Consider the following 23,617-nt stretch of genomic DNA (forward strand, 5'->3'; position numbering starts at 1 on the left):
GGGTCGCAATGATGATGCTATTTAGAAATCATGGCGATTATGAAGTAACTTGTAATTTCTTGAGCAAAGAGGGCCAAGAAGTTGCAAAGAAGCGCGTTTGTCACAATGTTTCTAAGAAAGAAGCTCGTGACGGTATGAGAGATTATATTACAAATAGATTCTCTGATATTATCGATGTCGCTCATCCCATTAAAGTTGTTGCTAAGTTAACAGCTAAGTAAAGGATATTTAAGATAATAATGAACGAAGCCAATTCTGAATTAGAGTTGGCTTCGTTTTGTATATGGCACTATTTTTTATATTTTAAGAAAACATTGGTATGATAAGGGCGGGAGGCAACGTTATGGATCATGGAAAAATAACAGGTAGACGTTTCTTTTATGTCACCGCACTAAATGTCATAATTACGATCACAGAATTTATTGGTGGAATTTTTTCAGGTAGTTTAGGACTTATTTCGGATGCGTTTCATAACTTAGAAGACTCTTTGTCCATTATTATATCCTTTGTTGCCAATGTTATCGGACGCAAGAAAAATGATGTCCAGAAAACTTTCGGATATAAACGAGCTGAGATTTTAGCAGCATTCGTTAATTCAATTATTTTAGTCGTTATCACCGTTATGATGGTCTTTGAATCATTCAAACGATTGTCACGGCCTGAAGAGATCAATGGTCAATTGATGATGATTGTTTCAATAATCGGGCTATTGGCTAATTTTGTTTCAATGCTGGTCTTATTTTCTGGCTCTAAGCATAATTTAAATATTAAGGCAACGTTCTTACATATGTTGTCAGATACACTTTCGTCAGTAGGTGTTTTTGTTGCATCTATTTTCGTTATTCTTTTCAATTGGAATTGGGTGGATCCAGTTATAACAATAGTTATTGCCATTTGGCTTTTGAAAGAGGCTTACAGCGTCGTTTCGGAGACTGTCAATATTCTTATGGAGGCCAGTCCCAAAATTGATCTGGATGCAGTTCAGCAGGCAATTCTGACTATTCCTGAAATTGTTAAGGTTCATCATGTCCATTTGTGGATGATTGATGAGAATCATATCATGTTGGATGCTCATATTAACGTTGAGAAAAACTGCAATATGAAGGACTTGGATAAGCTTTACGATGTAGTAGATAAAATGTTGCAGGAACAGTTCAATATTACGCATGTTACATTGCAAGCCGAATGTAATCGAGGGATAGATAATTCGTTGATAGATTAATAAGAACAGCGATTTGTGCTAAGATTAAAAGGTAATTCTATAAATGAAAGTTGGAATGTCATAATATGGTAAAACTTGTTATGGTAAGACACGGCGAAAGTACAGCGAACGCATTAAATCAATATACTGGTTGGAATAATGTGGGCTTGACTCAAGAAGGGGTCGTTCAAGCACATGTGGCTGCTAAAAAGCTACAAGGCTTTGAATTTGAACATGTTCATACTTCAGTTTTGAAACGGGCAATCCTTACTGCATATATTATTCAGGATGATTTAAATCTTAATTATGTGCCGATTACAAAAAGTTGGCGCTTGAATGAACGTCATTACGGAGCTTTACGAGGTCAAAATAAAGATGCCACAAGAAGAGAATTTGGTGTTGAGCAAGTTCATCTGTGGAGAAGAAGTTTTTATGCTGTTCCACCTAAGCTTGATCATGCAGATCCTAATGTGGGTCCATATAAGTATTATGATGCTCGAATTATGCCTTTAGCAGAAAGTCTCTATGATGCTTATCAAAGAATTGTTCCATATTATGTTGATCAAGTTGCTCCTAGGTTATTAGATGGTAAAGATCAACTGATTGTGGCTCATGGAAGTACTATTCGAGCTTTGATCAAATATATTGAAGCCATTAGTGACCAAGATATCGATGGTGTTGAAGTCGCTAATGGAACGCCTTTGATTTATGAATTTGATAAAAAATTAAATATTTTAAACTCAAATCGTCAGAGCAAATAAAAGACTAGTTAACTGAAAACTGGTCTTTTTTGTTGCCATAAAGTGTTGCCATGGTATGTGATAAATGTAGCAAATATTGGTACGAGTGGGACCAAAAATTTTTTTAAGAAAATGCTTTCTTTTTTTTCATTATGAGGTACACTATTTAAATGGTCTAGATATTTACTTGGTTTTATGCCAAGTGGACAAATTAGATGAAAAAGTAGTAATGTTCGAAGCAAGTTTTATTTTATGTATCATTAGAAACCAAGATTGTTCCTTATATACAAAAAAATTATCACTTTAAAAAAAGATTATTACTAATATTTTGCGAATTAGAGGGAATTTTTATGAATATTTTAATTGCGCTAATACCAGCGTTAGGTTGGGGTTTCATGCCAATCATCACCGGTAAAATTGGTGGTTCTCCTGCTAACCAAATGTTTGGAATTGGTGCTGGTGCGACAATCGTCGGGTTTGTCGCTTACTTAATAACACAGCCAACTGTTAATACAACCGCTTTTTGGTTCTCAGTTCTCTGTGGTGCTCTATGGACTATTGGACAGATAGGACAATTCATTTCATTCAAACGTATTGGAGTTTCAGGTACAGTTCCACTATCGACTGTATTTCAATTAGTAGGTAATTCTATTATTGGAATGTTGATTTTTGGTGACTGGGCTGGGGCACAGGCTAAGATAATTGGAATCATTGCTTTATTGATCGTAGTTGTGGGTGCCTTATTAACTTCAGTAACTGATAGTTCTGAAGGAAACAAAATGGAATTAAAGGATGCTATTTTCCTATTATGTACGACAGTAGGTTTTTGGATCTATTCTTCATTCCCTAATATGCCAATTGTTAAAAACCAAAGTGGTACAGCTATTTTCTTACCAGAAATGCTAGGAATTTTAGTTGGAGCAATCATCTATGCACTATTTACAGATGTTAAAGCCTTTAAACAAAAAGAACACTATTTAAACATCTTTGCTGGAATTGCTTGGGGAATCGCCGCCTTTGCTTATATTTTCTCAGCTAAGGCAAACGGTAATACTTCAGCCTTCATTTGGACACAATTGAACGTTGTAATTGGTACCTTTGGTGGAATCTTTATTCTACACGAACATAAAAGTAGCCATGAAATGAAATTCACGGTTCTAGGTATTGTATTGATCGTTATCGGAAGTGTCGCAACATCATTTGCATAAACTACAAACAATCCTTAGAGATTGTTTTTTTTTACATTAAAATGGGATTATAAGGAGGAGCAAAATGATCAAACATATTTTTTCAGACATGGATGGAACCTTGTTAAATAGTGAAGGCAACGTTAGTGATGTAAATGTCTCAGCAATAAAGAATAGTGGGATTCCGTTCACTCTAGTTTCAGCACGGGCACCGATGGAAATGGCCAATGCTATTGATAAATTGGATTTAACTGATCCTCAGATTGGATTTAATGGTGGATTGATTTATAAGAAAACAGCTACTGGTTTCAAAATTTTAGATGATAAACCTCTAAATATGATTAGTTTCTGGAAATTAATGAAAGTAATTCAAACAGAATTTCCTAATGTCAGTTGTAGTTGTTATGGATTAAATGATTGGTATGTTGAAAAAATCGATGAAGGTATTAATTATGAATCCAAGTTGACGGGGCAGAAAACTACATTGATTGATTTTGACGATTTGTTAGATACTAAGTTATATAAAATTATGATGATAACTTTTGATCTGAATTTAATGGAACAATTAAATCAAACACTCTTGAATCTTAATGTTGCTGACGTTAGCATTAAACGCTCTGGTGATAATTATTTAGAGATAACTAGTAATTTGGCTCAGAAATCAAAAGGAATAAAATATATTCAAGATTTAGAAAAACTGTCTAAAGAAGAAATGGCAGCCTTTGGTGATGGTCATAACGACTTGCCAATGCTAACAAATGTTGGTACACCAATTGTTATGGCTAATGCTCCTTTGGAGATTCAACAATATGGTAAGTATACGACTAAAAGTAATGATGATGATGGTGTTGCATATGGAATTGAGAGCTTTTTAGAGAAATAATTAATAAACTTCCTACAAACTACCATTGGTAGAAGAAAAGGAACTTAGATGGCTTTAAATTTACTTATATGAGAGAGCAAAAAAATCACTAGATTATTCTAGTGATTTTTATTTAGTATTAGGCTTTAACGGCTTTAGTTAAGTGTTTAATTAGGTATTCATTTTCACCGTATCCGGAGTTTAGAAAGATATATTTTTGAGTGTTGTAGATAAAACTAATACGACTAGTACCATAGAATTCTTCAACCATAATGTCAGTGATATCCGATAATGGAATGTTGATACGATGAAGTTTTCTCATTCCTCTAACTAAGGTCATTGAAATTACATTATTCTTGAATTCGTAATCGACGTAGCCCATGAAATTATGTGCATCTTTGTCGATGATTTGAATATATGTAAACATAATGATCATCTCTTTGCTAGTTATTTTTTAATTAGTTATTTTAACAAGAATCAGAGTATTCTCTTTAGAAGTTATTCTTTAATTCTTGATTACCTGAGATTATAAAGAGATTTTCTAGTAAAAGGGACTGATAAGAGCCGATTTGGACGAGATGTATAAATGAGACTTTACAATTGTAGTTTGCCTTAGGCAGCTTATAATGTAGGTATAAAAAAGATATAGAAGAACATTTATATCTTCGTCGAGGTATAGTCCGGTAGGCTAGTTAAATGATTTACCCTAGGAAGGTTGTCTGATTTCAGACAACCTTCTTTTTTATGGATACAAAAAATCGTTACAGGATTCTAAATAGGAATCCCATAACGATTTTTAATTGATTGAATTATTCATCATCATCATCGTCGTCAATTTCTTCATCAATCTTGATATCTTTCAAGGCTGAACGATCTTTTCTGACTAGACGTAGACGATTGAGTGAAACTTTTCCAAGTACCAAAGGAACACGTTCTTCAATAACATCACTGTATGAAAGACCGAACCAATTGGCTGGGGAAATAAATTTTTGTAAGAGTAAACGTAAGTGAATGATACTCTTTTTAACATTGCTGATCTTAGTATCTGGTGATAGAACCTCTTTGATGATAACAAATGAGAAGTCACCAACATCACGATCAGGAATGGTTGTATATTTCTGTGGTTGAGCTTTAATCTCGCCATTTGACATCATATCATTGACGACTTGACGGAGATAAACATTAACCTTTTGATCAACTCTAAATCCAAGATACAATTGAACACTAATCATGTAATCAGTATCAAAGGTCTCAACACTATATGCAGCGGTGTAAGGCTCATCGGTAACGTTAACAGTAACGAACCAGTAAACTTGAGCACGTTTAGGACGTTTGTCGAGAATTGAGTAGAGAATGTTCTTTTTAATACGATATCCATCGTGGACTTTAGTTAAATAAACTAAGTTAGTTGTGTAAAGTGGATAACTTGGATCTTTTCTTAAATCATTTAATTGATGTTTAAAAGCTAATAGAGAAGCAAAATGACTACGATATGTGTTGTCATCCTTGAGACGTTCACCATATCTCCAAATGAACATAACAGCAATCAATAAAGCAGCAATGAACATTGTGATATAGGCACCATGAATGAACTTACTACTGTTTGTTACAAAGAAGATACTTTCAATAACGAAGAAGAAACTGATGATAACAGTTGTGAATAACCTGTTAACTCGTTTCATCAAGAGCCATTGATGTAGCAAGATAGTTGTCATTAACATAGTGATCGTAATTTCTAGACCATAGGCGTTAGACATGTTTTCTGAAGTTTTGAAATAGAAGACAATGAACAAACAAACGACCCAAATAATTGAGTTAACAGTTGGAATATATAACTGTCCTTTGAAATTGGTTGGGTAGTAAGTCTTCAATCTTGGGAACATTCTTAACTTAGTAGCTTCAGAAACTAGAGTATATGAACCGGAAATCAAAGCTTGGGAAGCAATGATAGCGGCCATAGCTGATAAGAAAATTCCGAAGAGTCTGAAATCAGCTGGGATAGATTGATAGAACGGATTCATAGCTGAACCCATTTGTTGCAAAGTATGATTATCTCTGACACTGATGATCCAAGCGGCTTGACCTAAATAGCTTAGTAATAAGCAAACTTTAACAAAAGGCCAACTTGTATAGATGTTAGGGCGACCAACATGTCCCATATCTGAATATAGCGCTTCAGCACCAGTTGTAGCTAAGAAGATACTACCTAAAATGAAAATACCACGGATATTAACAGGACTCCGTAATAATTCAATAGCATAGTAAGGATTCAAAGCTCTGATAATAGTCCAATCAGAAGAAATATTAAGTATTCCGACCAAACCTAAAAATGAGAACCAAACCAGCATTATCGGACCAAAAGCCCGACCAATCATTTGAGTACCGAATCTCTGAATGAAAAAGAGGGTCGATAAAATAATCAGTGTAACGATAATTACTTGGTTTTGTGTACTGATTAGCACGGCATTGTTGATCTTAATACCTTTAAGACCTTCAATGGCAGCCGTAACAGTAACAGCTGGTGTCATCATACCATCAGCTAAGAAGGTTGCCCCACCAATCATAGCTGGAATGATCAACCACTTAGCACGTTTTCTAACTAACGTATAAAGGGCAAAAATACCACCTTCACCGTTATTATCTGCACGTAAAGCAATCAAAACATATTTAATTGTTGTTACCAAAGTTAGTGTCCAAAAAATTAAGGAAACACTTCCTAAGATAAAATTGGTGGACATTTTTGCAAGTCCACCATTCCCAACCATTAAAGAGTGCATAACATATAGGGGAGAAGTACCGATATCCCCATAAACGATTCCTAAAGCAATTAGGAATCCAGCAATGCTCATCTTTGAATGGGGGTTATTTTTCAATGAATTCAGTTGTGTCTTTTCCATATAAATAATCTCCAAAAATAAACAGTTCAACGGCAATTGTAACATTAAGTATTAGGGTATGAAACTACTTATTTTGGTCTAGTTATATTCCCCATATAGTCAAATAAACTAACACTTCTTATTAATCCTCATGTAATGGAACAGATAATGAAGATTGGTCTAATTGAACCGTATATTTAATATTTTGATTCCCACGAACCGTCATTCCAAAGTCAGTAGCGTAAATGATTAAACCTAGTTGATGGCCGGCTTGCAGTTTGTAGAAAGTTGGTTGTAGTTCAACGCTTATATTGTAGAAGATATTAGGCTTTAATTCATCAACTTTATAGTTATTTTCACGATTTTGTAGATTAATGTGACCCTTTGTAATCATCTTAGCCGAAGTTTCTTTGCCCAAAGTAAATTCACGCAAATCATCTTCACGCCAATCATAAGTTCCAGCCAAACTATTTTTAGATAGAAGAGTGGGTGAGACGTTGAAACGTTTAGTCTTACCATAATCAACTATTTGGAAACTTAGCATTCCAAGATTTTCACTTGAGGCGACTTTCAAATCAACATTAATCTTCCCATCTAGTAATATTTCCTTTGTTAATGGAGTTGTTTTGAATGTCAATTGGTTTTCAGCTAATTTACTGTCACCGTGAATGAGATCTTGTTCCCATGTAACGTTGTCATCGCGGTAAGATTTGAAATCTTTTTCAGGTAATTGATCAATGAATGTTTTGAAATCAGAATTAGAGTTGCTAGTTACTAATTTATCACTTGATAAATTATATTTAATTTCTTTATCATCAGGATTTGCCCAGTCAGAATGAGCGGTCCAAGTTTCTGGCTCAACATTATCTTGAACAATGACATCGGGGATGATTTCTTTGGCCTGATTATCGACACCTAAAAGTTCATGTGTCAGCCATAAGTTGATAATGTCACTGTAATCAATAGAACGGAAAGCATTGATGTAGATATGTTGCCCTTGATGAAGAATAATCTTTTGCGTAACGCCGTTATGTTTAATGCCGTTCCACAATCTTTCGACATTACGTGGCTTAACGTTCCAGTCATTCAATCCGTGAACCATGAAGACATCAGCAGTAATATTCTTGAAGTTCTTATGATAGTTTCTAGCATCCCAGAAGGTATTATAGTCGCCAGTGTCACGATCTTCGCCTTTTTGAATCTCTTCAATCTTTTGATTCCATTTGCCTTTGATTTCATTAAAATCACCAGGTTGTAAACGACGACTAAAAGTCTCTTCAGCTAAGACATCGGCATCTTCACCAGGGAAGCCACTGGGTGCAATAACTAAGCCACCATCACGGTAGTAGTCATACCAGTTTGAAATAGCAGCTTCACTGATAACAGTCTTCAAGCCTTTAACACCAGTAGTGGCGGCAGCAGTGGCTAAAGTTCCCAAGTAAGAACGTCCGGTCATGGCAACCTTTTTATTTGACCACCAAGCTTTTATTTCAATATTATCGGTTCTATTAGTGAAGGCAGGTAATTCACCAGTGAGCCATTTGATAATGGAAATAGTGGAAATAGTTTCCTCAGGATCACCAGTAGTTCTTAATCCGTCAGAGTCCTTTGTACCAATACCGGCCATATAAATAACAGCAAAACCACGAGCTAAGAAGTAATCATTTAGTGTGTAAGAACTCTCTCTAGAGAAGGTTTCTTCAGCTTTCTTTGTTTCACCATTAATATTACGAGCTAAAGGTAAGGAATCAGATGGTTGGTGATATTCGATATCTTCATAACTTAAGTCATTTGGAGTCTTATGTTTTAAAGGAACATTTACATTATGAGTTAATTTTTCACCAGTCTCATCGTTAGTACCTTGGTTGTAAGGACTAGCGGTGTAGAGAACTGGTACCTTGAGACCATTTTCAGTTTCGTAGGGGCGTAAAATTTCAGCCTTCAATAGATCACGTTTGCCGTCATGATCACTGTCTTGAGGTGATTCAACATAGACGACTTCACGAATTAACTTATGTGGATCAAAGACGGGTAATGTTTTACCGTTGAAGAGCATAGGTTTAGACACTTTACCGTAAAATGGAGTGAAATATCCCTTAACAGCCAATGAATCGAGATAAGTTTGACCGTCTTTATTATGAGTAACTAAAAGCCAATACCAGGCCGATTTTAATTCTTCAGCGGAAAAATTATTTTTTCGATGGTCGGCAATTGGCAATTGAATTTTTTCCATTGCTTTTAGTGGATCTTCAAATGAAAAATCAACATCTGGGTTAAATTTCAATAACTGTAGCGCAACATTATAAAATGTTTGTACGGAAACATTAATTGAAGAGTCAAGATATTCACTTAAATTTTGATCTGGAGTTGCCATATAAGTACGCAATTTCTCTTCAAAATTAGAAGAAGTTTTAGCCTCAATAAAAGCCTTACTTAAGAAACTCTTCCATAATTTGATAGGATCATTTTCGCTACTATTATCTTTATCTAAAAAACCAATTTCTTTTAGTTCTGTAATTTGGTCGCCAAACTGAGTTGGACGAATCGCAAATTGATTATTTTTCATACTGACACCCCTTCACAAATATTAATTTCATTATAGAGCACTCTATATTAAAGTTACGAATAATTCAATAGCATAGACGTGTCAAGACAGGCAATTTTTAAGCTTGATTGGAAGCCGTCCTCCGCAAGAATTGGAAAGGTGTTGAAACGCTATGGGCATGACTTGAAGCTAACAATTTCACCTTCGGCAAAATTATGAATCCCCAAGATCAGCCTTATTGTAAGCGGCAAGGCTGCTAACAATAACGTCATAGCTGAACACATTTTCAATTCTTACTCCAGACTAAATAATATTTCAATTATTTTTTTTGAGGCAAGTATGTTTAATACGTAATTTTGTAAAATAAAAACGACCTCTATTAAAAGATTCAAGTAAAGGATATATCTTGAATACTTAATGGAGATCGTTCTTTTGAATTCAAATTTTAAATAAGAATCGTAATTAAGCTAAAGCACCCATTGGATCCCAAGGAGCAAGAACTTTAGGTTCTTTTGATTCTGTTTCAAAGGTATTCTTAAGGTCATCGCTCAAGAATTTCTTGTTGATAACTAATTGGTAAACATATTCATCGAACCATGAGTCGCTCATAACAAAGTATCCTTTGTTACCAACTTTTTCACCCCATGAGTTTTCAACTTTCCACTTAAGTGGGTTACCATTTTCATCCAAATCAACACCTGTAAGTACCATGGCATGTGTCATCATACTTTCGATGTAATCAAGACGTTCTGCCTTAGTCATCTTAAGGTCAGTGTTTAGTAGGCCTTCAAGGTCGTAGATGTTTGTATCCATGATACCAATCTTACGATCAGAACTTTGACCAACATCACTACCGAACCAAACTGATTCACCAGATTGTAATTGTTTAACAGCTAATTTCTTGAAGTCATTGATTTCAAGGTTTAAGTGACGAACTTGACGACCGCCAACGACGTTACCTAACATTTCAACTGTGTAAACGTGGTTGTAAGGTTTGTCAGCTGTTGGTGCGTTGATAGTTGAGATATAACTATCTAAATCCCAGCCAACGTACTTCTTGAAGAATTCTTGAGGTGTGATACCAGTTTCTTTATGGTAATTCTTATCGTCATCACGGTAAGCCCAGTCAAACTTAGTAGGTGGAACGCCAACTGTGTAAACTAGAAGCTTGTAAATTTCACTTAGTAATTCATTCTTCTTACGTTCGATATCTTCTTCAGACTTGTTGCTATTAACAAAGTCACGAAGGATGATAGCATCTTTACGTAATTTTTTATTGAGAACGTTGTTTAATTCAGAGGAGTTTGTACGACTGAATGTATCTGGCATAACACTCTTTGGAACGACACCATATTTTTGAACAAGAGCCATAACCATGTCCCATTGACCACCATCTTGTTGAGGTGTTGTCATAAGGAAGTCAACTTTACGGTCACCGGTTGGAAGGGCAGCAGTGTTAATAACATTTTCAAAGAAGTAATTTGATTTTTCGAGTTTATCCCAGAAAAGCATGTATCCTTGTGATAATTCGAAGCCCTTGATCTTAAAGTTGCTTTGAAGTGGATGTCTCATTGTGTTCAATGCGGCAAATACCCAGCAAAGTCCTGATTGCTTTTGATCAGCAACTGAACCTGTATCCAATTCAACTGAGAAAGTAGGGTCCATTGCTACTTTAGAAGCAATAGTTTCACTTGATTTGAATAAACCGTTATTAGCAACAGCGTTTTTGATAGCTGAAGAACCTGGTGTATTGTCAAATGCAGTTTGAAATTTATCTAAGTCTGATGATGTGATTTCTTTTGTCATACAAAAATTCTCCTTTTTTTATCTGATATTGTCGATTACTTTAGGTCCATCCTCATAACCGACGATAATAGTATTAACTATATCAAGAAATAGTCCGTGTGCAACTATTCCAACTTGGTGATCTAACCAATCTGCCAACAAATGTGGGTGTTTGATTTCACCAATTTTTAGATCAATGATGTAATTCTTGTTGTGTGTAAGGAAACGACTACCATCTTCATTGAGACGGAATTGAGGATTCAATCCTTCTTTTTCAAGATCAGTAAAGGTCTTCTCACAACCAAATGGAATTACTTCAGTAGGTAATGGGAAACTGCCTAATGTGTCAGCCATCTTTGATTGGTCAACAATCCAAATATTACGAGTGGAGTTTGTAGCGACCATTTTTTCAAGCAAGTGAGCACCACCGCCACCTTTGATACCTTGACCATTTTTATCAATTTGGTCAGCACCGTCGATAGTAAGGTCGATATGGTCAACTTCGTTTAAGTCTTTAGTTGGGATGCCTAATTCTTTAGCTTGTTTTTCAGAACGTGAAGAAGTAGTTACAGCAACGATATTCTTAATCTCACCAGCTTGGTATCTACGTCCAAGTTCTTCGATCATATAATAAACGGTTGAGCCAGTACCAAGTCCGACTACCATATCACTTTTGAAGTAATCGACAGATTTAACACCGACTGCTTTCTTTAATTCGTCTTGATTCACTATTTTTCCCCCTTTAAGAGCTTTTGGTAATTCTCAGTTAATAAAAATCTGATTTCTGGTCTGTTTTCAAAAGCGGCTTTAGCGTATTCACAAACGGGAACAATCTTTAATCCCTTAAGGTCGGAAAAGTCGACGACTGCATTGAAGAGTCTACCAGCTAGTCCTTGACCACGATAAGCCTCGTCAACGTAAGTGTAATCAAGTGAAATAACATTGTCTTCAACCTTGGAATAAGTTAATTCACCAATTGTTTTACCATTGTCTTCAAGATAAAAACGTCCATCCTCATGATTTAATTCCATAAAATTACCTCCTGCTGAATTATTTATTTTAATATTACTCTATTATAAGAAGAAAGTCAGTGTAATCAATAGTTTTATATGGGCTAAAATGCTATTATTTTAGTTATCTAATGCTTAAGGAGTTTTCAATTTGACTAAAAAACGTGGATTCGAGATTGTGAAAAAATACGAAGGTAAGGGAATTAATTTACCAGTTCGTCAAACTAAAAATGCTGCCGGTTATGACATTGAAAGTGCTGAAGACTTTGTGGTTCCTTCAATTTGGAAATTTGGTTTCTTTAATGTTTTAAAGTTCATTTTAAATAAAGGTAAAATGGATAATGACAAATTAGCTGAAGTTCAAAAATCAATTAAACCAGTACTAGTACCAACTGGGGTTAAGGCTTATATGCAAGAAGATGAAGTATTGATCCTAGCCAACCGTTCCAGTAATCCATTAAAACGTGGCTTAGCCATTCCTAATGGTATTGGTGTAATAGATGCTGATTATTACAATAATGAAAGCAATGAGGGAGAATTATTTGTTCAATTGATCAACTTTTTTCCTATTGACTACAAAGTTAAAAAGGGCGAACGCTTAGCCCAAGGTATTTTCATCAATTATTTAACAACTGATGAAGATGAAGGCGGATTGAAGAAACGCAATGGAGGATTTGGTTCTTCAGGAATATAATAAGAAAGGAACTATTTTATTGGCAAAAGCTAAAACAAAATTCGTATGTCAAAATTGTGGCTACGTCTCACCTAGATATTTAGGACGTTGTCCTAACTGTGGCGTTTGGAATCAGATGGTTGAGGAAGTAGATCATCCTGAATCCGTCAAAGCTAAAGCAACTCCTAGCCGTCGAGTTAGTGACTTAGAGTCTAAACCAGTTAGTATCGATAATGTTTCCTTTGAAAAGGAACCTCGTGTTAAGACGAATCTATCTGAATTGAATCGAGTTCTCGGGGGCGGTATCGTTCCCGGTTCTTTGATTTTAATTGGTGGAGATCCAGGTATTGGTAAGTCAACTTTGTTAACACAGGTTTCAGGACAACTAGCGAATACTGGTGGTAAAGTATTATATGTTTCTGGTGAAGAGAGTGCTTCACAGATCAAGATGCGAGCTGATCGTTTGGGTATTTCGGGTAAAGACCTCTATCTGTACCCTCAGACAGATATGAGTTATATCCGTCAAACAATCAACGAAATGCATCCGGATTACTTAATCATTGATTCTGTGCAAACAATGGATGAACCAGAAATTACTTCTGCCGTGGGAAGTATTTCTCAAATCAGAGAAGTTACAGCTGAATTGATGAATATTGCTAAGCAGGACAACATTACTGTTTTCGTCGTTGGACATGTAACTAAAGGTGGCGCCATCGCTGGTCCAAAAATATTGGAACACATGGTGGATACTGTTCTATACTTTGAAGGGGACACACACCATAGTTATCGAATCTTACGTTCTGTTAAGAACCGTTTTGGTTCAACGAATGAAATTGGTATTTTTGAAATGCGGACTAAGGGTCTGGTGGAAGTATCTAATCCATCAGAAATTTTCTTAGAGGAACGTTTAGCGGATGCCAATGGTTCAGCGGTAGTAGTTTCAATGGAAGGAACTCGACCAATTTTGGTTGAAATCCAATCTTTGATCACTCCTACAATTTTTGGTAATGCCAAAAGAACCGCCACGGGATTGGATCATAACCGGGTGTCAGTGATTATGGCCGTTCTAGAAAAACGTGGTAATTTGATGCTCCAAAATCAGGATGCTTATTTGAAATCAACTGGTGGCGTTAAATTAGATGAACCAGCAATTGATCTTGCTTTAGCAATGTCAATTGCCTCCAGTTATAAAAATATGGGTATCCCAGGAACTGATTGTTTTGTAGGTGAAGTTGGATTGACCGGTGAAATTCGTCGTGTTAATCGAATTGATCAACGAGTAAATGAAGCAGAAAAATTAGGTTTCAAGCGTATTTTTATTCCCAAGAATAATATGGGAGATTGGTCTAAAGATAATAAGATTCAAATTGTTGGTGTCAGTACCGTAACTGATGCGATGAACAAAATATTTTAAATAGGAGGCATATATGCGAAAGATCGTAGTAAATATAATTTTTGCATTACTTGGTATCGCCGTCGGAATTACCGTTTTACCAAGTTTATGGGAAATTTCAGGTTTAGCAGGAATTGCTTTTGTTAATAACGGTTATTTTGATGGACTTATTGGATGTATTGTATTTTATTTCTTGTCATTCTTGTTTGTTAAACCAATTTTGGAATTAAATCAAAGAATTGAGAAGTATTTGAATTCTCGTTCACCAGGGTGGATTATTTATGGTGCTGGATTCTTAATTGGTGGTTTAGTATTAGCCAATATCATTTCCATACCTTTCTATATGATGAGTAACATGTTTTCAAATGTTATTCCCGTCATCTTAATGATCGTCTTTGGTTGGATCGGTTTCAGAATGGGAACAAGTCGTCGAAATGATTGGAGCAATTTCTCAATCACAAAACGTAATACTAAAGTTGCACCGGCGGCAGCTGAAAAGAGTGAAACATTAGCCTCAGAAGGTGAAGTTACACGTCGTTCAGTTAAAAAAGATTACTATCCATATAAAATTCTAGATACATCCGTTGTTATTGATGGACGAATTCATCAATTAGCACACACTGGTTTTTTGGAAGGTAAGTTGATGATTCCTGATTTCGTTGTACATGAGTTGCAATTGATCTCAGATTCTAGTGATAATCAAAAACGTGAACGTGGTCGTCGTGGACTTGATATTTTAAATGAAATGAAAATGGATAAAGGTATCAACTACACAACTACAACACGCGATTATGATAATATTCCAGAAGTGGATATGAAATTACTTAAATTAGCTAAAGAAATCGGTGGTGCTGTCATCACAAATGATTATAATTTAAGTAAGGTAAGTGAATTTCAGAATGTTCAAGTACTTAACATTAACGAATTAGCCAAAGTTTTGAAACCTATGGTTTTGCCAGGAGAAACGATGACTGTTAAAGTTATAAAAGAGGGTACTGAAAGAGAGCAAGGTGTCGCATACCTAGAAGACGGTACAATGGTCGTTGTTGAAGAAGGTAAATACTTCATTGGCAAAGATGTTGAAGTCGTTGTAACTAGTGCATTGCAAACTGACGCTGGTAAGATGATATTTGCAAAACCTAAGCATTCAATGCATGGTATCCAAGAAAAGAGCGATTCTAAAGAGAATTCCAATAACCATAATAACAACGGTGGTAACAAACGTAATAACCGCAATAATAATGGTAATAAGAATTCAAATAGAAATAACTCAAGAAGTAAAAGGGGAGAACAAGGAAATGGCAAAAAAGTCAGATAATAAAATTCGTGTAAGATATGCACCAAGTCCAACAGGTCACTTACATATTGGGAACGCTAGAACAGCTATCTTTAACTACCTATTCGCACGTAGTCACAAAGGTACTTTTGTAATTCGTATCGAGGATACAGATACAAAACGTAACGTTAAAGGTGGTACAAAGAGTCAACTAGAAAACCTTAAATGGCTTGGCGTTGATTGGGATGAAGGTCCAGATGTTGGTGGAGACTATGGTCCTTATCGTCAATCAGAAAGAAAAGAAATTTATCAAAAATATATTGATGAATTGCTAGAAAAAGGCTTGGCTTACAAATCATATCTGACTGAAGAACAACTAACAAAGATGCGTGAAGACCAAGAAGCTCATGGTCAAATGCCTCATTACGAATACGAATTCGAAGGTATGTCTGAAGAAGAAAAGGCAGCCAAGATCAAAGAAGCTGAAGATGCTGGTTTACAACCAGTTGTTCGTTTCCACGTACCAGTTGGTAAGAACTACGAATGGGACGATATCGTAAAGGGTAAAGTTTCAATCGGTTCAGATACTATCGGTGGCGATTGGGTTATCCAAAAACGTGATGGTATGCCTACATACAACTTTGCCGTTGTTATTGATGACCATTTGATGGAAATCAGTCATGTTCTTCGTGGTGATGACCATGTTGCCAATACACCAAAACAATTGATGATTTATGAAGCATTAGGCTGGGAAGCACCTAAGTTTGGCCATATGACATTGATCATTAATACTGAAACTGGTAAGAAATTAAGTAAACGTGATGAATCAATTCTCCAATTCATCGAACAATATCGTGAATTAGGTTACTTACCAGAAGCTATGTTTAACTTTATTGCTCTATTAGGTTGGTCACCAGTTGGTGAAGATGAATTATTTACACGTAAACAATTTATCAAGATCTTTGATGAACATCGTCTAAGCAAATCACCAGCTAAGTTTGATCAAAAGAAACTAGAATGGGTCAACAACCAATACGTTAAGCACGCTGATGTTAGTGAAATCACTGACTTAGTACTAGCTAACTTGGTTGAAGCCAAACGAGTTTCAGAAGATCCAACTACAGATGAAATTCAATGGGTAAGACATTTAACAGAACTATACATGCCACAAATGAGTTATACACAACAAATCATTGACTTGGCAGATGTCTTCTTCAGTCAACCAGAACATCTAACAGATGATGAACAAAAAGAACTAGAAGATGACGATGCAAAGACAGCTATTGAAGATTTGAAAGGTAAGTTAGAAAAATTACCTCGTTTCACAGCTGCTCAAATTATGGCTGCTATTCAATCAGTTAAAGCTGATACTGGTGTTAAAGGTAGAAAGCTATACATGCCAGCAAGAATTGCAACTACAAGAACAATGCATGGTCCAGCAATTGCTGAAACAATCGAATTGTTTGGTAAGAAACAAGCCTTAGCAAATATCGATAAGACATTGGCTGAAATGAAATAGGCAAAGGTTTTAAGATACAAAATAAATAAAACAAAAAGAGGTTGAAGGAAAACTTAGTTTTGCCTCAACCCCTTTTTTATATAGGTGAAGATTATGTTAAAAATATTCAACACATTAACACGCCAAAAAGAAGAATTTAAACCATTAACACCTAATGAAGTAAAAATGTATGTCTGTGGACCAACGGTGTATAACTATATCCACATTGGAAATGCTCGCTCAATCGTAGCTTTTGATACAGTTCGTCGTTATTTGGAATTTTTAGGTTACAAAGTAAAATTTGTTTCTAATTTTACAGATGTCGACGATAAGATGATCAAAGAGGCCAATCGTGAAGGTATCACCGTACCTGAAGTAGCGGACCGTTTTATCAAGGCTTTCTATGAGGATATTGCGGCTATTAATGTTCAAAAAGCCACTATCAATCCAAGAGCCACAGATAATATTCAAGAGATTATTGATTTTGTCAAAGCTTTAATCGACAAGGGTTATGCCTATGAATCTGATGGGGATGTTTTCTATCGTGCTAGAAAGTTCAAACACTATGGTGAGTTGTCCGATCAAAATATCGACCAACTAGTTGAAGGTGCTAGTGAACATATTGGTGAAACTGAATTCGACAAGAAACAAGATCCAATTGATTTTGTTTTGTGGAAGAAAGCTAAGCCAAACGAGATCAAATGGGACTCTCCTTGGGGTGAAGGCCGTCCTGGTTGGCATATTGAATGTTCAGTTATGTCAACTAAGTACTTAGGCGATACTTTTGATATTCATGGTGGTGGTCAAGATTTGGAATTCCCCCATCATGAAAATGAGATTGCCCAAAGTGAGGCTAAGACTGGTCAAAAATTTGTTAACTATTGGATGCATAACGGTTTTGTCACAGTTGAGAATAACGAGAAGATGAGTAAGTCACTCGGTAACTTTGTGACAGTGCATGATCTTGTCCAGAAGACTAATCCACAAGTATTGCGTTTCTTCTTGTCATCAACACATTACCGTCGTCCACTTGAGTACTCAGAAAAGAACTTACAAAAGGCTGCTGATAATCTTGAGAAAATCAAGACAGCTTATAACAATTTGAAGTTCCGACTTGATGGTGCTATTGACGAAAATGATAATATTCAAGCACAAGTTGAACAAATTGTGGCTGATTTTAAAGCAGCGATGAACGATGACTTCAACGTACAAAATGGTTTGACAGAAATCTTTAATTTGGTTAGTTTAGCTAATAACTATTCTGCTCAAGATAAAGTAGCGAAGACTAGTGTCGAATTGATTCTTAAGACTTTGACTGAATTGACAAGTATCTTAGGAATTAAATTGGATGAACAAAAAGATCTTTCTAAAGAAATTCAAGAAATGGTCGATCAACGTGACCAAGCTCGTGCAGATAAAGATTTTGCAACAAGTGATAAATTACGTGATCAATTAAAAGAAATGGGTGTAATCCTCGAAGATACACCACAAGGAACACGGTGGCATATTAATGACTGATGTTAAACAATTTAACGGAGTAACTTTGGCATATTTAGGAGATGCCGTCTACGAAGTCTTTATTCGTGAACATCTCTTAAGTAAAAATATTACCAAGGTTAATGAATTACAAAAACAAGCCAAACACTACGTTTCCGCGAAGGCCCAAGCATCATTGATTACTTTGATGATGGATAAGGGAATTCTTTCTGATGAAGAAATCAGAATTTATAAGAACGGACGTAATGCTAAAAAATATACTAAAGCTAAGAATACAAGTGTCGTCACTTATCATATGTCTACAGGTTTTGAAGCACTTTTTGGTTATTTAGATATTACCGGCAACAAAGACCGGGTTGTAGAATTGGCACAATGGTGCATAAATGAAGTAGAAGTGGGTGAAGCAGATGACAGAAAATTCGAATAAACGTAGTAACAGTAGTAACAATTTAGAAGAAAACGAATTAGTTTATGGTGTACATTCAGTAATTGAATTATTGAAGTCCGCCACAGCCGATCAACGTGTTAACAAAGTTTTAGTTCAAAAGGGACTTTCTAGTGAACATATCGCTGAAGCTATCAAGTTAGCTAAACGTGATCGTTTAATCGTTCAAGAAGTACCTAAGAATAAGATAGATGATATTAGTAACGGTGGTAACCATCAAGGAATGGCCGCTTACGTTGCTCCTTATCAATACGCTGAAATGGAAGATATCTTCAAGAGTGCTGAAAAGAAAGGTACTGATCCATTCATTTTGATTTTGGATAAAATTGAAGATCCTCATAACTTAGGTTCAATCATGCGTACAGCCGATGCCGTAGGTGTAGACGGAATTATTGTTCCCAAGCATCGTTCAACAGGATTAACTTCAACCGTTGCTAAAACATCAACAGGTGCCATTGAACACGTACCAGTTGTTCGTGTAACTAATTTAGTTAATACCATCAAAGATTTAAAGAAACGTAACGTTTGGGTCTTTGGAACAGCTATGGAAGGTGACAACTATCGTAACTGGAATGCCAAGGGAGCAGTTGCTCTAATTATCGGTAACGAAGGTAAGGGTATTTCACCACTAGTATTGAAACAAGCTGATCAAACTTTGAATATTCCGATGGTCGGACATGTGCAAAGTTTGAACGCTTCTGTTGCAACAGGTATTCTGTTGTATCAAGCTTTTGCCTCACGTAATGTTTAATTAAAAAATTCTAAGTAGGATAAATCTTACTTAGAATTTTTTTTGTATTAGAAAATTTGAATGAATTTATAAGATTATTATTTGTAAATACATTTAAATTGTTGTAAACAAGTGTTCGCTTAAATTTACTTATGGTGGATGGTATTTTTAAATTACAAAATTATTATTCGTAAAAAGTAAAATGAAAGTCGAACAAGAAAACCAATGGATTGAATTGATTAAAGAAAAGGATGACTCAGCAGCACTAGATAGGTTGGTCAGAAGATATCGGCCAATGATTGATAATATGTATATTAAATATTTTATTGATGGCTATGATCGTAATGATTGGTATCAAGAGGCCTTTTTAGTCTGTTATCAAACTTGTAAATTATTCGATGGCAACAGTGGCTCCAAATTCGGCAGTTTTTTTAAATTAAAATTTCAAAATCATATAATAGATATAATTAGGCGTGAAAATGCCATTAAACGTAAGGCTAATCAAGGAACGGAATCATATGACAAATTGCTTGGTAAAGGTAAATTTGATGATAAAGTCGCTGAAGACAGTGATAGTGTCGATATATCTAATCAATTAGAAAAGATCATGACTAAAATGAGTCGTATAGAGTTAGTGGCTTTTCAATTCTTGCTGGGAAAAGTGTCAATGCACGATGCTTGTATCGAAGCTCGCTGCAATATGAAACAAATAATACAGGCGGCTAACCGTTGTAAAAAGAAGATAAAGCGTAATCAGAAACTATAGTCATGTGAGATTGCAATGGACAAAACAACTTCCAGAGTTTACAATTAATAAGATTAAAACAAATTAGTTTTGGAGATAAACATGGGATTAAGAAAAGTCGCCCTTGCTTGTACTGTTTGTGGCTCACGTAACTATACAATTACTGAGAACCCAAATAGAACAGAACGTCTAGAAGTTAAAAAGTTCTGTAAGCACTGTGGTAAACATACACTACATAAAGAAACAAGATAACTCTGGAGGATTACATGAAACTATTTAAATTTTTTGGTAGCGTCAAAGATGAAATGAAATTAGTTGTTTGGCCTACATTCAAAGAAAATAGACGTGATACATGGACTGTTATTGGTACTTCATTGATGTATGCAATCTTCTTTGCATTAGTTGATTGGGGTCTAATTACATTATTGCAACATTTCGTAATGGGTAAATAGATTGTAAGTACGCAAAAAATTTGCTATTATGGAATTAACGGAAAAAACTTCGACTTGGTTCGGAGTTTTTTTATTTTGAATTTTGGAGGAAATTATGGCTGAAGCTGGCGAAAAACAATGGTATGTTCTACATACCTATTCAGGATATGAAAATAAAGTTAAGGAAAATCTAGAATCACGTGCCCAATCAATGGGTATGGAAGATTATATTTTCCGTGCAGTTGTTCCTGAAGAAGAAGAAACAAAAATGAAAAACGGTAAAGAAAAGAAAGAAATGGAAAAAACTTTCCCTGGCTACGTTTTAGTAGAAATGGTTATGTCTGATGAATCATGGTTCATCGTTCGTAATACACCGGGTGTTACCGGATTTGTCGGCAGTCACGGTTCTGGTAGTAAACCTGCACCATTATTACCTGAAGAAATTGATAACATTCTAAGTCAATTTGGTATGAGCGCACAAAACCAACCATCTGACTTTGAAGTTGGTGAAACAGTTAAAATCACTGATGGTGCCTTCTCAGACACAACAGGTAAGATCACTGAAATTGATGATGAACACAGAAAACTTAAGGTTGACGTTGATATGTTCGGTCGTATGACATCAGCAGAAGTTGACTTCACATCAGTTGAAAAACAAAAATAGTTATTGATAAGACGAGTAGACCGTGCTACTATAAAACGGTATGTTTTTGACACATACATGTGGGAGAGAAAATTTAGATTCTCATCATGACCACATCACGGAACAAGGAGGTATGCACCGTGGCTAAAAAAGTTGCTAACGTAGTAAAATTACAAATCCCTGCTGGACAGGCTACTCCAGCTCCTCCAGTTGGTCCTGCTTTAGGACAAGCTGGTATTAACATTGTTGCCTTTACAAAGGACTTCAATGCACGTACACAAGATCAAAAGGGTATGATTATCCCTGTTGTTATCTCAGTATATGAAGACCGTTCATTCGATTTCGTTACTAAGACACCACCAGCTGCAGTTCTATTGAAGAAAGCTGCTGGCGTTGAAAAGGGCTCTGGCGAACCTAACACAAATAAGGTTGCCACAGTTACTGAAGACCAAGTTCGCGAAATTGCTGAAACCAAGATGAAAGACCTAAACGCTGCTAGTGTTGAATCTGCAATGCGTATGGTTGCTGGTACTGCAAGAAGTATGGGCTTTGAAGTAAAGTAAAAGACTAGATTTAAGCAGTTTACAGGGATGTGAAAGCATTCTTAACAAGTGGGAGGAGAAAATTTGATTCTCCGAAAGACCACAAAGCAAGGAGGAACTTAGCATGGCTAAGCATGGAAAAAAATATTTAGAAGCAATGAAACAAGTCGATAAAGACAAGAAATACTCTGCTACAGAAGCTGTTGACTTACTTAAGAAGGTTAACTACGCTAAATTTGACGCAACTGTTGAAGTTGCAATTAATTTGGATGTAGATCCTAAGCAAGCTGATCAACAAATTCGTGGCGCTCTAGTACTACCTAATGGTACTGGTAAGACACAAAAGGTTATCGTTTTCGCTGAAGGCCAACAAGCAAAGGATGCTGAAGCAGCCGGTGCTGATGTTGTTGGTTCAGATGACCTTGTTGAAAAGATCCAAGACGGCTGGTTAGACTTTGATGTTGCCGTTGCTACACCACCTATGATGGCTAAAGTTGGTCGTTTAGGTCGTGTTCTTGGACCTAAAGGTTTGATGCCAAACCCTAAGACAGGTACAGTTACAATGGATGTTACAAAGGCTGTTAATGATATTAAAGCCGGACAAGTTACATACCGTGTTGATTCAAATGGTCTTATCCATGCACCAATCGGTAAGCTTTCATTTGATACAGACAAGATTGCAGCTAACTTCGATGCATTTTATGGTGCAATCGTTAAAGCTCGTCCTGCATCACTTAAAGGTAATTATGTAACAAGTGTTAACTTGACATCTACATTTGGACCTGGTCTAAAAATTAACGCTTAATGTTGACTAATAACCAAAATAATGATAGATTAGTATAGTTGATTTCTACCGAAGACTCAGGTGATGAAAGTCTTAATATCCTGCCGAGGCCAGAAGATTATTTCACTTAATCTCTGTGTCCCTTGGGCACAGAGATTTTATTTTTTAAGCCGAAATTTGTAGATATTAACTAAAAAATTGTGGAGGTGAAACGTAATAATGAAGCAAGAAGTATTAGCACAAAAACAAGCACAAGTTGATGAAATTGCTAAGCAACTTACAGGCGCAAAGTCAGTCATCGTTGTTGACTACTTAGGTCTAACTGTTGAACAAGTAACAGAAATGCGTGCCGAATTACGTGAACAAAATGCTACTATGCAAGTTGTTAAGAATACAATCTTGAGACGTGCAGCTGAAAAAGCTGGTGTTGAAGGTCTAGAGAAGTTCTTCGTTGGACCTACAGCTATTGCTTACTCTGAAGAAGATCCTGTTGGACCTGCTAAGATCGCTGCTAAATTTGCTAAAGATGTTGACGCCGTTGAAATTAAGGGTGGAATCATCGAAGGTAAAGCCGCAACTCTTGACCAAATTCAAGAACTTGCAACATTACCAGACAGAGATGGCATGCTATCTATGTTGGTATCTGTATTACAAGCTCCTGTTCGTGACTTTGCTATGGTTGTTAAGGCCGTTGCAGATAAAGAAGACGCTGGACAAGAAGCATAATTAACTAAAAAAACTCATAATATTTGGA

25 protein-coding genes and 1 other annotated feature are annotated in these 23,617 nt (G+C 35.8%); of the genes, 19 read left to right on the forward strand and 6 right to left on the reverse strand.

Annotated features, from left to right (window positions below; translation table 11 throughout):
* The first annotated feature begins 8 nt into the window (after positions 1–8).
* The 5 genes from LKACC16343_RS04615 (at position 9) to LKACC16343_RS04635 (ending at position 4,011) form a co-directional block, all read left to right on the forward strand.
* Positions 9–221, forward strand: a complete 213-nt coding sequence (locus tag LKACC16343_RS04615; RefSeq protein ID WP_225868701.1) for a hypothetical protein — start codon at positions 9–11, stop codon at positions 219–221.
* 122 nt (positions 222–343) lie between these two features.
* Positions 344–1,222, forward strand: coding sequence for a cation diffusion facilitator family transporter (locus LKACC16343_RS04620; protein ID WP_056954487.1), 879 nt, complete (start codon positions 344–346; stop codon positions 1,220–1,222).
* 65 nt (positions 1,223–1,287) lie between these two features.
* Positions 1,288–1,962: a 2,3-bisphosphoglycerate-dependent phosphoglycerate mutase gene (locus LKACC16343_RS04625; RefSeq protein WP_056954489.1), complete on the forward strand. Its 675-nt coding sequence runs from the start codon at positions 1,288–1,290 to the stop codon at positions 1,960–1,962.
* A 329-nt stretch (positions 1,963–2,291) separates the two neighbouring features.
* Entirely contained in the window at positions 2,292–3,149 is an 858-nt protein-coding gene (locus LKACC16343_RS04630) for a GRP family sugar transporter (RefSeq protein WP_056954490.1), read from the forward strand.
* 64 nt (positions 3,150–3,213) lie between these two features.
* Entirely contained in the window at positions 3,214–4,011 is a 798-nt protein-coding gene (locus LKACC16343_RS04635; RefSeq protein ID WP_056954491.1) for a Cof-type HAD-IIB family hydrolase, read from the forward strand.
* 118 nt (positions 4,012–4,129) lie between these two features.
* Here the strand turns inward: LKACC16343_RS04635 and LKACC16343_RS04640 are convergent, their stop codons facing one another.
* The 6 genes from LKACC16343_RS04640 to LKACC16343_RS04665 all read right to left on the reverse strand — a co-directional run bounded on the left by LKACC16343_RS04640 (position 4,130) and on the right by LKACC16343_RS04665 (position 12,227).
* Positions 4,130–4,417, reverse strand: coding sequence for a hypothetical protein (locus LKACC16343_RS04640; RefSeq protein ID WP_056954492.1), 288 nt, complete (start codon positions 4,415–4,417; stop codon positions 4,130–4,132).
* A 382-nt stretch (positions 4,418–4,799) separates the two neighbouring features.
* Positions 4,800–6,887, reverse strand: coding sequence for a KUP/HAK/KT family potassium transporter (locus tag LKACC16343_RS04645; RefSeq protein ID WP_056954493.1), 2,088 nt, complete (start codon positions 6,885–6,887; stop codon positions 4,800–4,802).
* Between the two features lie 121 nt (positions 6,888–7,008).
* The gene (locus tag LKACC16343_RS04650; RefSeq protein ID WP_056954495.1) at positions 7,009–9,432 is read right to left on the reverse strand and encodes a Xaa-Pro dipeptidyl-peptidase; all 2,424 of its coding nucleotides are present in this window, start codon (positions 9,430–9,432) and stop codon (positions 7,009–7,011) included.
* A 441-nt stretch (positions 9,433–9,873) separates the two neighbouring features.
* The gene (locus LKACC16343_RS04655) at positions 9,874–11,217 is read right to left on the reverse strand and encodes a C1 family peptidase (protein WP_056954499.1); all 1,344 of its coding nucleotides are present in this window, start codon (positions 11,215–11,217) and stop codon (positions 9,874–9,876) included.
* An 18-nt stretch (positions 11,218–11,235) separates the two neighbouring features.
* Positions 11,236–11,925: a ribose-5-phosphate isomerase RpiA gene (rpiA, locus tag LKACC16343_RS04660; RefSeq protein ID WP_056954504.1), complete on the reverse strand. Its 690-nt coding sequence runs from the start codon at positions 11,923–11,925 to the stop codon at positions 11,236–11,238.
* A complete protein-coding gene (locus LKACC16343_RS04665) occupies positions 11,925–12,227 on the reverse strand; it encodes a GNAT family N-acetyltransferase (RefSeq protein WP_056954508.1) in 303 nt (100 codons plus the stop codon). The genes rpiA and LKACC16343_RS04665 overlap by 1 nt, the downstream gene beginning before the upstream one ends.
* 130 nt (positions 12,228–12,357) lie before the next feature.
* On the opposite strand from LKACC16343_RS04665, the gene LKACC16343_RS04670 reads away from it, so the two are divergent.
* The 14 genes from LKACC16343_RS04670 (at position 12,358) to rplJ (ending at position 23,589) form a co-directional block, all read left to right on the forward strand.
* On the forward strand, positions 12,358–12,900 hold the full coding sequence (locus LKACC16343_RS04670) for a dCTP deaminase/dUTPase family protein (RefSeq protein WP_056954513.1): 543 nt from the start codon (positions 12,358–12,360) through the stop codon (positions 12,898–12,900).
* 19 nt (positions 12,901–12,919) lie between these two features.
* Positions 12,920–14,293, forward strand: a complete 1,374-nt coding sequence (gene radA / locus LKACC16343_RS04675; RefSeq protein WP_056954686.1) for a DNA repair protein RadA — start codon at positions 12,920–12,922, stop codon at positions 14,291–14,293.
* Between the two features lie 13 nt (positions 14,294–14,306).
* A complete protein-coding gene (locus tag LKACC16343_RS04680; RefSeq protein ID WP_056954520.1) occupies positions 14,307–15,590 on the forward strand; it encodes a PIN/TRAM domain-containing protein in 1,284 nt (427 codons plus the stop codon).
* The gene (gltX, locus tag LKACC16343_RS04685; RefSeq protein WP_056954523.1) at positions 15,571–17,067 is read left to right on the forward strand and encodes a glutamate--tRNA ligase; all 1,497 of its coding nucleotides are present in this window, start codon (positions 15,571–15,573) and stop codon (positions 17,065–17,067) included. Before LKACC16343_RS04680 ends, gltX begins: the two co-directional genes overlap by 20 nt.
* Positions 17,068–17,160: 93 nt before the next feature.
* Positions 17,161–18,564 carry a cysteine--tRNA ligase gene (cysS, locus tag LKACC16343_RS04690; RefSeq protein ID WP_056954525.1) on the forward strand — a complete coding sequence of 468 codons (1,404 nt, stop codon included), beginning with the start codon at positions 17,161–17,163 and terminating at the stop codon, positions 18,562–18,564.
* Entirely contained in the window at positions 18,557–18,970 is a 414-nt protein-coding gene (locus LKACC16343_RS04695) for a Mini-ribonuclease 3 (RefSeq protein WP_056954527.1), read from the forward strand. Before cysS ends, LKACC16343_RS04695 begins: the two co-directional genes overlap by 8 nt.
* Positions 18,951–19,739 (forward strand): 23S rRNA (guanosine(2251)-2'-O)-methyltransferase RlmB, encoded by a 789-nt coding sequence (rlmB, locus tag LKACC16343_RS04700; protein WP_056954529.1) that lies wholly within the window; start codon positions 18,951–18,953, stop codon positions 19,737–19,739. Before LKACC16343_RS04695 ends, rlmB begins: the two co-directional genes overlap by 20 nt.
* Positions 19,740–19,920: 181 nt before the next feature.
* Positions 19,921–20,484, forward strand: coding sequence for a sigma-70 family RNA polymerase sigma factor (locus tag LKACC16343_RS04705; protein ID WP_056954531.1), 564 nt, complete (start codon positions 19,921–19,923; stop codon positions 20,482–20,484).
* 81 nt (positions 20,485–20,565) lie between these two features.
* Positions 20,566–20,715, forward strand: coding sequence for a 50S ribosomal protein L33 (gene rpmG, locus LKACC16343_RS04710; protein ID WP_075887434.1), 150 nt, complete (start codon positions 20,566–20,568; stop codon positions 20,713–20,715).
* Between the two features lie 14 nt (positions 20,716–20,729).
* Positions 20,730–20,915, forward strand: coding sequence for a preprotein translocase subunit SecE (gene secE / locus LKACC16343_RS04715; protein WP_025085250.1), 186 nt, complete (start codon positions 20,730–20,732; stop codon positions 20,913–20,915).
* Positions 20,916–21,009: 94 nt separating this feature from the next.
* Complete coding sequence (gene nusG, locus LKACC16343_RS04720) at positions 21,010–21,558, forward strand: transcription termination/antitermination protein NusG (protein WP_054642516.1); 549 nt, start codon at positions 21,010–21,012, stop codon at positions 21,556–21,558.
* 119 nt (positions 21,559–21,677) lie between these two features.
* Positions 21,678–22,100, forward strand: coding sequence for a 50S ribosomal protein L11 (rplK, locus tag LKACC16343_RS04725; protein WP_010018673.1), 423 nt, complete (start codon positions 21,678–21,680; stop codon positions 22,098–22,100).
* Positions 22,101–22,203: 103 nt separating this feature from the next.
* Positions 22,204–22,884 (forward strand): 50S ribosomal protein L1, encoded by a 681-nt coding sequence (gene rplA / locus LKACC16343_RS04730; protein ID WP_025085248.1) that lies wholly within the window; start codon positions 22,204–22,206, stop codon positions 22,882–22,884.
* A 30-nt stretch (positions 22,885–22,914) separates the two neighbouring features.
* Positions 22,915–23,034: a sequence feature (ribosomal protein L10 leader region), on the forward strand.
* Positions 23,035–23,082: 48 nt separating this feature from the next.
* Positions 23,083–23,589, forward strand: a complete 507-nt coding sequence (gene rplJ / locus LKACC16343_RS04735; protein ID WP_054642518.1) for a 50S ribosomal protein L10 — start codon at positions 23,083–23,085, stop codon at positions 23,587–23,589.
* The last annotated feature ends 28 nt before the right edge of the window (positions 23,590–23,617 follow it).

Origin of the sequence: Companilactobacillus bobalius, assembly GCF_002179915.1 — a bacterium.
GTDB classification, from domain to species: Bacteria; Bacillota; Bacilli; order Lactobacillales; family Lactobacillaceae; genus Companilactobacillus; species Companilactobacillus bobalius.